Origin of the sequence: Peribacillus sp. R9-11 (assembly GCF_031345095.1) — a bacterium.
In the GTDB taxonomy this organism is placed as follows: domain Bacteria; phylum Bacillota; class Bacilli; order Bacillales; family DSM-1321; genus Peribacillus; species Peribacillus butanolivorans.
Genome location: NZ_CP133763.1, coordinates 3,026,069 through 3,037,838 on the forward strand (window position 1 = coordinate 3,026,069; position 11,770 = coordinate 3,037,838).

The 11,770-nt window shown below is 39.8% G+C and carries 8 protein-coding genes, 1 pseudogene and 3 riboswitches; all 9 genes and pseudogenes read right to left on the bottom strand.

What is annotated here, in order from left to right:
* Nucleotide 1: 1 nt before the first annotated feature.
* Nucleotides 2-397: a glycine cleavage system protein GcvH gene (gene gcvH / locus RE409_RS14710; protein ID WP_230162746.1), complete on the bottom strand. Its 396-nt coding sequence runs from the start codon at nucleotides 395-397 to the stop codon at nucleotides 2-4.
* 155 nt (nucleotides 398-552) lie between these two features.
* Nucleotides 553-1,662 carry a glycine cleavage system aminomethyltransferase GcvT gene (gcvT, locus tag RE409_RS14715; RefSeq protein WP_309557734.1) on the bottom strand — a complete coding sequence of 370 codons (1,110 nt, stop codon included), beginning with the start codon at nucleotides 1,660-1,662 and terminating at the stop codon, nucleotides 553-555.
* A gap of 20 nt (nucleotides 1,663-1,682) precedes the next feature.
* Nucleotides 1,683-2,564, bottom strand: coding sequence for an L-serine ammonia-lyase, iron-sulfur-dependent, subunit alpha (gene sdaAA, locus RE409_RS14720; protein ID WP_116822184.1), 882 nt, complete (start codon nucleotides 2,562-2,564; stop codon nucleotides 1,683-1,685).
* A complete protein-coding gene (locus tag RE409_RS14725; RefSeq protein WP_098177583.1) occupies nucleotides 2,564-3,076 on the bottom strand; it encodes a serine dehydratase beta chain in 513 nt (170 codons plus the stop codon). The genes sdaAA and RE409_RS14725 overlap by 1 nt, the downstream gene beginning before the upstream one ends.
* Before the next feature lie 20 nt (nucleotides 3,077-3,096).
* Nucleotides 3,097-4,347 (bottom strand): serine hydroxymethyltransferase, encoded by a 1,251-nt coding sequence (gene glyA, locus RE409_RS14730; protein ID WP_309557735.1) that lies wholly within the window; start codon nucleotides 4,345-4,347, stop codon nucleotides 3,097-3,099.
* 119 nt (nucleotides 4,348-4,466) lie between these two features.
* A riboswitch (glycine riboswitch) is annotated at nucleotides 4,467-4,572 on the bottom strand.
* A gap of 319 nt (nucleotides 4,573-4,891) precedes the next feature.
* Nucleotides 4,892-6,280 carry an amino acid permease gene (locus RE409_RS14735; protein WP_309557736.1) on the bottom strand — a complete coding sequence of 463 codons (1,389 nt, stop codon included), beginning with the start codon at nucleotides 6,278-6,280 and terminating at the stop codon, nucleotides 4,892-4,894.
* 428 nt (nucleotides 6,281-6,708) lie between these two features.
* Nucleotides 6,709-6,811: riboswitch (glycine riboswitch) on the bottom strand.
* A 540-nt stretch (nucleotides 6,812-7,351) separates the two neighbouring features.
* A riboswitch (glycine riboswitch) is annotated at nucleotides 7,352-7,454 on the bottom strand.
* 165 nt (nucleotides 7,455-7,619) lie between these two features.
* A complete protein-coding gene (gene speB / locus RE409_RS14740; RefSeq protein WP_053346235.1) occupies nucleotides 7,620-8,621 on the bottom strand; it encodes an agmatinase in 1,002 nt (333 codons plus the stop codon).
* Between the two features lie 200 nt (nucleotides 8,622-8,821).
* Nucleotides 8,822-10,294: pseudogene (locus RE409_RS14745) on the bottom strand (aldehyde dehydrogenase family protein).
* 188 nt (nucleotides 10,295-10,482) lie between these two features.
* Nucleotides 10,483-11,664, bottom strand: a complete 1,182-nt coding sequence (locus RE409_RS14750; protein ID WP_309557737.1) for an iron-containing alcohol dehydrogenase — start codon at nucleotides 11,662-11,664, stop codon at nucleotides 10,483-10,485.
* Nucleotides 11,665-11,770: the final 106 nt, after the last annotated feature.

An 11,770-nucleotide genomic window follows, 5' to 3' on the forward strand; every position in this document is an offset into this window, starting at 1 on the left:
ATTATTCCTCTCCTTCATTAGTAAATGCTTGATATTCATCTTCGTTTAGAAGTGAATCTAATTCTTCTGGATTGGACATTTCTACTTCGACTAACCACCCTGCTTCAAATGGATGCTCGTTAATCGTCTCTGGAGCGCCTTCTAACTCTTCGTTTACGGTAACTACCGTACCTGAAACAGGTGAATAAAGTTCGGAAACTGCTTTAACTGACTCGATCGTTCCCATCGATTCATTGACAGTTACTTCATCATCAATCGCTGGATTTTCAACAAAGACGATATCACCTAACGCCTTTTGTGCATAATCAGAGATTCCAATACGTACACGATTTCCTTCTAATTGTTGCACCCACTCATGTTCTTTGCTATATCGTAAACTTGATATTACTTTTGTCATTGTTTTTTCTCCCTCTCCGTTTTTTAATTTTTGTCATAATTCAGAAAATAAAAGACCGATTTTACTCATAACAGGTTGTCTATTTCGGTCTACGTGCAAGGTAACCGAAATAGACTTAAGAAAATTACACGATAACTCTATTAAAATATTTCCACTTATCTTTTGTAGAATGGTGCATTAACAATAACAGCTTCAATCAGTTTATTACGAATTTCCACTTTTATCGGCGTCCCCACTTCAGCTTGGTCGGCTGATACTAAGGCAAGACCTAAGCTTTTCTTCAAAGATGGTGATTGTGTTCCGGATGTAACAATACCTATTTCCTCTCCACCTTGAGAAATTACCTTGTAACCATGACGCGGAATCCCTCTGCCTGTTACTTCAATGCCTACTAATTTTCGTTTTAATCCAGCTTCTTTTTGTTCTGTAAGAGCAGATTTTCCGATAAAGTCACTTTCTTTATTCGTCTTTACGACAAAGCCGATTCCTGCTTCAAGCGGGCTGATATCGTTACTGAGTTCTTGGCCATAGAGTGCAAGACGTGCTTCAAGTCGAAGCGTGTCCCGTGCACCAAGTCCACATGGTTGTAATCCATTCGTGGTTCCTGCTTCTAAGAGCTTTTCCCAGAGTATTACCGCTTTGTCTGCTGCTAAATAAAGTTCATACCCATTTTCTCCTGTGTAACCTGTACGGGATACAAGTATGTCGGTAATCCCGGAGATGTTGACATGTTGGGCGAATTTAAAAGAGCCAATTTCTGATAAATCTATTTCCGTTAACTTTTGCAAAATGCTTTCTGCCTTTGGACCTTGGATGGCAAGCTGGGCGATGTCTTCCGAAATATTTTGGAGCGCCATCTCTCCTTTTACATGCTGTTTCATCCATTCGTAATCTTTCTCAATGTTTGCGGCATTAATAACGAGTAAATATTTTTCATTCCCTAATTTATAAACTAATAAATCATCGACCGTTCCGCCGTCTGGATAGCACATTGCGGTATACTGTGCTTGATTGATGCTAAGCTTTGTTACATCATTTGTAACAAGGTAGTTAATATAACTCTCGGCATCTTTCCCTTCCACAAGTACTTCTCCCATATGAGAAACATCAAAAAGTCCTGCTTCTGTTCGAACAGCTTCATGCTCTTCTAAAATGCTGGAAAACTGAACTGGCAGAGCCCAGCCACCAAAATCAATAACTTTTGCTCCGTATTTTTTATATACTTCAAAAAGCGGTGTTTGCTTTAATGCTGTTTCAGTACCCATGATCTACCCCCGATTATGATTCATGATTTCCTACAAAAAAGACGTTCTTTCACCCGTTTACCGGTTTCTGTCATTGCCAAGCCACCAAGAGCCGTTTCTCGAAGGGTCCTTGGCATATCATTTCCAACCTTATACATGGCTTCAATTACCTCATCACAAGGTATGCGGCTTTCAATCCCAGCTAGAGACATGTCGGCCGCTGAAAATGCAATTGAGGTTCCAATCACATTCCGCTTGATGCAAGGAACTTCCACAAGTCCTGCGACTGGATCACAAACCAATCCTAAAAGTGACTTCATCGCAATGGCTGTCGCATTCACGGCTTGCAGTGGTGTTCCGCCTTTTAACTCAACGATTGTCCCCGCTGCCATGGCCGTTGCGGAGCCCACCTCTGCTTGACAGCCTCCAGCAGCCCCCGAAATGAAAGAACGGTTCGCAATGATAAGCCCGAGCATACTTGCCGTGAATAACCCCATAACTAAATCTTTATAAGGCGTGCCATCATTTTTATGAAGCGAAAACAGTACCCCAGGCAGAATCCCTGCTGCACCCGCAGTTGGGGTAGCTACAATGACCCCCATTCGGGCGTTACTTTCAGAAGTTGCCAATGAAAAGCTCATTGCGTTGCTTATATAGCTGCCTGACAAAGATTTACCTTGTTGAACGTAATCATTCATTTTCAAAGCATCTCCGCCAGAAATTCCACTCGGTGCGGTTGTGGCATCCTTTATACCATTATCAACGGCTTCCTTCATTTTAATCAATCGTTCTTCCATCATACTGATAATAGCTTGTTGGTCTCTTCCAGACTTTTCTGCTTCCATCATTAGCATGATTTCGCCAATGCTTTTTTCTTCTCTTTGGCAAGCTTCATTTAGTTCTTTCATGGTCTGGATTTCCATCATATAGCCTTGTCCATTACTTTCTTTCTTGGATGATAAGAACTAGCAAGGGCTGAAAAGTCATCACCTGCACTGAGACGAATCGCTACCATATCGTCGTCTATCATGAAAATCTTGGATAAACCACCACCAAGTGATGCTCCGCCTACCTTTACTACACAATCGCCGCGTTTTGCTGTCACGATTGTTGTGTTAGGATGGTCAAAATACTCGCAGCAGCTTTCAAATTCAATTTCGTACTGCATTCCATTCTCTTTTGCCCATTCCAACGAGTTTTTAATGCGTGAATCATCGGTATCCATCCCAAGTAATCCGCCAAGCAGTGCTTTATCTGTTCCATGTCCTTGATAGGTTTCAGCAAATGAATCATAGAATACAATTTTGACTTCTTTTGGATAATCTCCTAACAGTTCATGGATGAATTTACCGATTGACACGACTCCGGCTGTGTGGGAACTTGACGGTCCTACCATGATTGGACCTATTATGTCAAAACAACTTTGAAAATCCATTGAGTCCCCCCCTTTTTTTCTTACACAGTAATTGGTTGTTGAAATAACGGATAAATATCACAAATTCCTTTGGTTGTTTCTTTTGCTTTCTTAAGAACGTCTTTATCTCCTTTACTCTTTAAAACAGCTGAAATCACTTCACCGATTTTCACCATTTCATCCTGCTTCATGCCTCGAGTTGTTAAAGCTGCTGTTCCCATTCGGATACCACTCGTAACAAATGGCTTTTCTGGATCATATGGAATCGTATTTTTATTAGCGGTGATGCCTGCTTCTTCTAATAATCTCTCTGCTTCTTTTCCTGTTAAATTCCACGGACGTAAATCTAAAAGGACAATATGATTATCTGTACCACCAGAAACAAGAGCTGCACCTTCATTTTTTAATGTTTCACTAAGCGTTGCAGCATTTTCAATGACTTGTTTCGCATAGTCCTTAAAGCTTGGTTGTAATGCTTCGTTGAAAGCGACCGCTTTTGCTGCAATAATGTGCATGAGAGGGCCGCCCTGAATTCCTGGGAACACAGATTTATTAATCGATTTGATAATCTCTTCATCGTTTGTTAAAATGATCCCCCCGCGAGGACCTCTCAATGTTTTATGAGTAGTACTTGTCACAACATCTGCATATTGGATTGGGGATGGGTGAAGACCGGCCGCTACCAGCCCTGCTATATGAGCCATATCCACCATAAGTTTTGCTCCAACTTGATCAGCAATTTCTCTAAATCGTGCAAAATTAATGGTTCTTGGGTAGGCACTTGTCCCTGCAATAATCAATTTTGGTTTTTCTTTCTTTGCGATAGCTTCCAACTCATCATAATCAATTAATTGGGTATCTTCTCTAACTCCATAAGACACAACTTCAAACCATTTTCCTGAAACACTGACTGGACTTCCATGAGTTAAGTGGCCGCCATGTGAAAGGTTCATTCCCATTACTTTATCACCAGGCTGAAGCAGTGCGAAAAATACTGCGAAATTTGCTTGTGCACCCGAGTGAGGCTGAACATTTGCATATTTGGCACCAAACAGCTTTGTTAAGCGCTCAATAGCTGCTTGTTCTGCCACATCGACAAATTCACATCCGCCATAATAACGTTTTCCTGGATAACCTTCTGCATATTTATTCGTCATTACACTTCCCATTGCTTCTAATACATCTTGGCTGACGAAGTTTTCTGATGCAATCAACTCTAAGGTTTGATGCTGACGATTTTGCTCGTTTCTGATAGCTTGAAAAATGATTGAATCATTTTGCTGTAAACTCATTTGTACTCCCCCTTGAAAATTTTTGTATTAAAGGTTTGTTGCATAGCTAGTGACTACGAAACACTACCCTTTTTTGCGCACAAAAAAGAACAGAGAAGGGTAGCTTAGCTTAGCTTTCTCTACCCTTCTCTGTCCTTTTACCTGAGAGTTTAACCCTTTTATATTAATAGGGCCTTTCCCCTTTGGTGGCGTACTACTTTATACGCGCTCTCCAGAGGTGCGTCCAGTTGTGGTTCCATCTACCTGAGAGATTTGTTCCAAGGGTCTTTTTGGAACTTGCTCCTTCGGTGGCGTGTCGCATTGCACTCTCCCACAACCGTCATTCGCTCATATTGAATTTTTATTATATTTAGAATAATTGGTGGAAATAAGAATGTCAAGATTTTCTTGTAAGCGTTAACATTATTTTTTTGAAAATTCTTACTTTATGAATGTCACATTATGGTCGTCCAGATTACTCACGGCTGCTTTTATCATCGTTTTTTTGCAAGTTGACTATTTTGGTAAAGTTAATAGTAGGTCACTGACTTTTGTCCGTTGCCTCTTAATTTTCCGCTACCTCTCCCTGATTCGACTGATCAGCATGATTTGCCTTCGTTTTCTGCATCTTATAAATCGCAATCAGCGAAATAAACCAAACAGGGGTTACGAACAAGGCAACACGAGTATCTTCCGAAAGTGCAAGCACAACAAGTACGAACGCTAGGAAAGTAAGGATCAAGTAATTAGAAACTGGATAAAGTGGTAATTTAAATTTGTTCATTTTCGCTAGATCTGGCCTTGTTTTGCGGTATTTCAAATGACTGATGACAGTAATTCCCCAAATAAAGATGAAACATACTGTAGAAATACTTGTAATTAACGTAAATACTCCTTCTGGCATTAAATAGTTCAACACAACGGAAGTTAGAATGACGACAGTTGAAAAGGCCAATGCATTGGAAGGTACTTTACGGGCATTAAGTTTTGCAAATGGCACAGGTGCATTTTTATCTTTGGCAAGTGAGTATATCATCCGGCTTGTACTGAAGATTGCGCTGTTACATGCCGAAGCAGCCGATGTTAGGACGACAAAATTGACGATACCAGCAGCTGCAGCGATACCAACAGCCACGAATACTTGGACGAATGGGCTTTCCGATGGGATGATTGCGTTCCACGGATAAACACTCATAATGACAATAAGTGCGCCAATGTAGAAAATTATAATCCGAATAGGAATATTATTGATTGCTTTTGGGATAACTTTCTCTGGATCTTCTGTTTCACCTGCTGTAAGTCCTACAAGTTCAATACCAACAAACGCAAACACTACCATCTGGAATGAGAGGATAAATCCATTTATTCCATTTGGGAACATACCTTCGTGGCTCCATAGATTCGTGAAACTGGCTGCGCCTGAATCTGTGGAAAAGCCTTTAATAATCATGAAAATACCGATAACAATTAGTGCTAGAATAGCGATAACTTTAATTAATGCGAACCAGAATTCCATTTCGCCAAAAAGTTTTACGGTTGCTAGATTCATAAATAGCAAAATGACAAGCGCAATTAAACCTGGCATCCACTGTGGTACGGAGGGAAACCAATACTGGGTATAAAGACCAACTGCTGTTAAGTCGGCCATTGCAATTGAAATCCAGCAAAACCAGTAGGTCCAGCCAGTAACAAATGCTGCCATATTACCTAAATAGTCTCTTACAAAGTCAACAAAAGAATGATAGTTCAAATTAGATAAGAGTAGTTCTCCAAGAGCGCGCATGATTAAAAAACAAATGACGCCTGTTATCAAGTAAGCAAATAAAATTGATGGTCCTGCTAAATGAATAGATTTTCCTGCCCCAAGAAATAATCCCGTTCCGATTGCCCCACCAATAGCGATGAGTTGTACATGTCTGTTTTTTAGGCCTCTCTCCAACTTTTGTTCCTGCATATGATTTCCCACTCCCTAATTTCCAGATAATTGAATAATAATATTCCGATAAAATTTTGACATATTATTATTCAATCCAACAAAGAAAACGCTTACAATTTTAATATAATAATACACTCAATATGTTGCTGATAAATATTCTGGTTCTGGTGCAAACCTCGAAATAATCTACCAAGCTTTTGAAAAGATAAAGGTATTGCGTTCAACCAATTGCAGATACTCTCTAAGGTAAAAGTTGTAGTCAGGAAAATTGAAAAGAAAGACTCATTCTTTAATAAATTTCATAGCACAATCCTCCTTTTTTCGTTTGTTCTATCTTTCCCCAGCATAAAAAGGGCAGAGGAAAGATAGGTGTTCTCCTATCATTCCTCTGTCCTTTTACCTGAGAGTTTAACTCCTTTGGTGGCTCATGGCTCTCTCCAGAGACGCGTCCTATTGTGGTCCTTTTACCTGAGAGATTGATACCCAATTTTTTTGGGAATTGCCCCTTCGGTGCTAAACAATGCGTTTAGTCTCTCCCACAATTATCATCCGCTGATATAAAATTGCATTAACAGTTGTATAATAAATGGTTCTAATGGAAATTTCAATTAATATCTGAAAAAACTTTATTTTCAGAATTTTAAATATAGAGAAGAGGTTTCTGACAGTTCATAAATTATATGCCCCTAGTACCCCAAGTGAATTGTGAATTGAATAGGAGTAGATTGCTTTTTACAGTCGATAAACACCGTTCATAATAGTGTACTTTTACAAACTACTTATACCTTTCAAATATACACTACAGAGGATGCTTTCTAGATAAAAGCATCCTCTGTTTACGTAATCATTATTATTGGAAATCATAAAGAAAAACCTCCAATTCAATACCGAAGTTATCTTTAATGTGCTTAATAGTTTTAGTCACTTAACTTCCCTTGTTTTGGTGTACAATTCAAACCAGAACAAAAACATTTAAAGTGATAACGTTGGCAACATTCCCTTCTCTGTCCTTTTAACTGAGAGTTTAACTCTATGCTAAAAAGAGTCTTCCTCTTTGGTGGCGTTTTATAAACGCGCTCTCCAGAGTTGCGTCCCATTGTGGTTCTTATACCTGAGAGATTTGTTCCAAGGTTTTTTTTTGGAACTTGCTCCTTCGGTGGCTGTCTACATTGCACTCTCCCACAATCGTCAACAGCTATACGTTTTTTGAAATACTCTAAATATTCTAAATAGATAATTATTTACATAAGTGTTTTTTATGATTTCGCCTCTATTTTTATACATATTCAGGAAACTAAGAAAAGATAAAACGGAGGAAAATCACTTTATATCAGCAAACGCTTTCAAATTTAACAGACTAATGCTTCTTTATGAAGTTCTGCTCTTGATGATCGCTGATTGCATCCTGGTTTCTCTCTTTTTCTTTTAAAACATAACTAAGCAAGTCTAATGAGAGGCGCGCTGCCACTTGTCCAGTTATTCCCGTATGATCGTAAGGAGTAGCAACTTCTACCATATCAAAACCGATTACTTCTCCTCTTTTTGCAATTCCATGGAGTAATTCGTTGACTTCATCATAAAGCAGGCCTCCAGGAGAAGGTGTGCCTGTCGCAGGGGCGATCGATGGGTCGAGGCCATCAATGTCCATGGTAATATAATATTTTTCACCTGCTGGAATAAGTTCCAAAACCTGTTCAAATCCCATCTTTCTCATTTGGCGGGGAGACAAGATGACACTTCCGTATTCTCTGGCAGCATCGACATCTTCTTTTTTACTGCTGCTGATTCCACGAATGCCCAATTGGAAAATCTTTTGAACATGATTCATTTCAGATAAGCGGCGGATGCAGCTTCCATGTCCAACCCGCATTCCTGAACGGTGATCTGCCCAGTCTAAATGCGCATCAATCTGGATCACATGAAATGGCCCGAGTTCACCCAAGCCCTTTCCTACTGGAATTGTAATGGAATGATCTCCACCTAAAACAACCGGCATTGCACCTTTTGAAACGATTTTTCGAATGGCTTCTTCCGTATTATCATGGGATTGCATCATATCCCCATGTACTATGTCTACATCGCCGCAATCAACAACTTTCCATTTCGGGCCAAGATACATGATATCATTTTCAATATCATAGGCTCCATCTAACCCGAAACTATATAATGTAGAGCCTTCACGAATTCCTCTTGGACCCATTCTTGCGCCTGACTTCCATTGTGTTCCCATATCATTTGGAACTCCAATGACAGCTACATCTGCATCTAGCTGGTCTAGATCCGGACATACGGGATATTTCCCGAAAGTACAGATTCCGGTAAAAGGTAAATTAAGATGTTGTTTTTCATTATTCGACATGTACTTTGCCTCCCACTTGTATTACGTTCTCGTTAATATATATGCAAGCTTTATGCCAACCTATAAAACTAGGCAAAACGGAATTGTGTAGTCAATTTTTAAAATATTGGTGAATTCAAAAAAGTGCATCCTCTATTATTAGTCAAAAATTTCTTTGATGTAAGCATTACTCACTCTCTTTTATCTCTACTTCTCCATTTTTAATGATCAAACCACTTGGTTGGCTCCACTTCTAAATTAATATTGATTTGTTTTACCTCACTAAACTCATCTAAACCATAAGTTCCTAACCCCCGACCAATCCCGCTCTGCTTGTAGCCTCCCCACGGTGCTTCATTGTAGGCTAGATTGTAGGCATTAATCCATGTAATTCCGGCTCTTATTTTCTTAATCACTCTTAATGCCTTCGCACCGTCTTGGGAAAATACACCTGCTGCGAGGCCGTATGGAGTATCATTGGCAAGCTGGATGGCTTCCGCTTCATCTTTAAACTTTTGTACAGTCAGTACTGGCCCAAATATTTCTTCCTGAACAATTCTCATGTCCGGTTTGGTATCAACAAATATTGTCGGCTCAACAAAATAGCCCTTTTCAAGTCCATTGCTTGTGATACGCTTGCCGCCGCAGGCTAATGTAGCCCCTTCTTCTATGCCATGTTGAATATATTGGAGTACCTCATTCATATGTGCTTCACTGACAAGGGCACCCATTTCTGTAGATGGTTGATCACCAGGGCCGACCCGGATCTTTTTCGCTTTCTCTATCAGTCTATCGATAAACTTGTCGTGAATGCTCTCTTCAAGCAGCAAACGCGATCCTGCATTACAAACTTGGCCGGCGTTGACAAAAATTCCATATAAAGCATAATCCACGGCCGTATCAAAGTCTGCGTCGGCAAAAACGATGTTAGGTGACTTGCCGCCTAATTCGAGTGCAATGTTTTTAATATTTCCAGCTGCTTTTTGCATGACGTTTCTTCCTGTTGACGTGCTGCCAGTAAACGAAACCATATCAACTTTATCGCTTTCCGCTAGTTCATTTCCTACTGTTCCCCCACCACCCATAACTAGGTTTGCAACACCATCTGGTATGCCAACTTCTTTGATAATCTCGAACAAATTAGTGGTGGTAACCGGAGTTATCCCGGCTGGTTTAAACACGACCGTATTTCCTGCAGCAAGGGCAGGGGCTATTTTCCAAGCTCCCGTCAGTAAAGGGAAATTCCACGGAGCGATCAGTCCACATACCCCTACCGGCTCTCAAACAACCATAGCCTGTACAGGACCAGAAACAGGATACGTTTGGCCGTCAGGTTTAGTGACTAAGCCGGCATAATAACGAAAACAATCCGCTGCGTCAGCAATGTCAAACTCTGACTCTTTAAGAGGTTTTCCGGTATTGGCTGTTTCAAGTTGGCTAAGCTCAGATACATGTTCTTCAATTTTCTCTGCTATTTTAAATAAATAGGAAGCCCGTTCCGAAGCCGGTAAGTCCGACCAAATCCCGGAATCAAATGCGGTTCGTGCCGCATCAATGGCCATCCGGGCATCTTCTGCATTTCCGTTAGGAGCCTCTGCAATGATCTTGCCGTTTGCCGGATTTACAATATTTTTCTTCTGTTTACTTAAAGAATCCATCCACTCACCGTTTATAAACATTTTCAACTTATGCAATTAGAAAAACCTCCAGTTCGTTATTCTTACTTTATAGCAATCTCATATCCATAAATAGCTAATTATGTACCCGCAGCAAGTGGGCATACGCATGTTTTCTGTAAACCATGGCGGCCGCCCAATTAAAACTCCCATTAAGCCGACCGCCGATTCAAAAATTCTAGATCAACATTAATCTAGTTAAATTTTTAAATTAATGTTGTGTTTTTCGCCTCATAAGTCTTTTGAAATAATTCCAAATAATCTGCAGGTGTCACTTTTCGTGAATTAGTCTGTGTACACAAATGAACGGATGCTCCTTCAGCAAGGAATGGGAAATCTTCAGGATTGATATTATTTAAATCTCGGAAATCAGGAATGCCAATTTTACGTGCAAGCTCTTTTAACAATACAACACCTTCATAGGCAGTTTCCTCTATTGTTTTACCTTCTTTATTTGCTCCAAGCTTTTCAGCTACAATTGAATGCTTTTCAGGGTTTGAAGGAATATTAAATTCAAACACATGTGGAAGAAAGATGGAATTCGCTACCCCATGTGGAGTATCATAAAGACCTCCAAGTGGTTCAGCCATAGCATGTACAGCACCAAGATCCGCGTGATTAAATGCCATACCTGCAATTAAACTGGCTACAAGCATATTTTTCCTTGCTTCTAAGTTGTTCCCATTTTCTACAGCTAACGGAAGGTACTTAGCAATTAATTCAATTGCATAAAGACTGAGAGCATTTGAAATCGGTTCAGCAATATTGCTGGTATAAGCCTCTATAGCGTGTGTAAGTGCATCCATTCCGGTAGCAGCAGTAATAGATTTAGGCAGAGTTAGAGTTAATTCAGGATCCAAAATTGCTAGTTTGGGAGCCAGTCTAATGTCAAGTATAGCCTCTTTCTGTTTTGTAACTGTATCTGTAATGACAGAACCTGTTGTAACCTCACTTCCAGTACCTGAAGTAGTAGGAATACAAATAAGTGGAGTGATTTCTCTCTCTAGTAAATTAAAACCGTAACGATCTCTAAGCTCTCCTCCATGGGTTAAAAGTGTACCAATTGCTTTTGCTGTATCCATCGAACTTCCGCCGCCAAGACCTATCAAAAGATCTATTTCCTCGTCTTTAAATTGTTGATAGGCTCTATGGCAATCTACATCTTTTGGATTAGGAGTAATTTCATCAAAAACAATATAATTGACACCTTCTTGGTCTAACGAATCGGTAACCTTTTGTAAAATTCCAGTTTGCGCCAGTCCTTTATCGGTAATTAGAAGTGCCTTTTTTCCTCCTAGCTCTTTTGCTCTTTTCCCAATATTTTTAACTTTTCCGTTCCCAAACTCTATAGAAGTAGGAAGATTGAAATTAAAATCCCAGATCATCATTAATGTCCCCTTTCAATTTTTCAAACAGTGTAATAGTACAGTGACTCACTCTCTTTTACTCTTTTACTCTTTTACTCTTTTACTCTTTTATATCTACTTATCCATT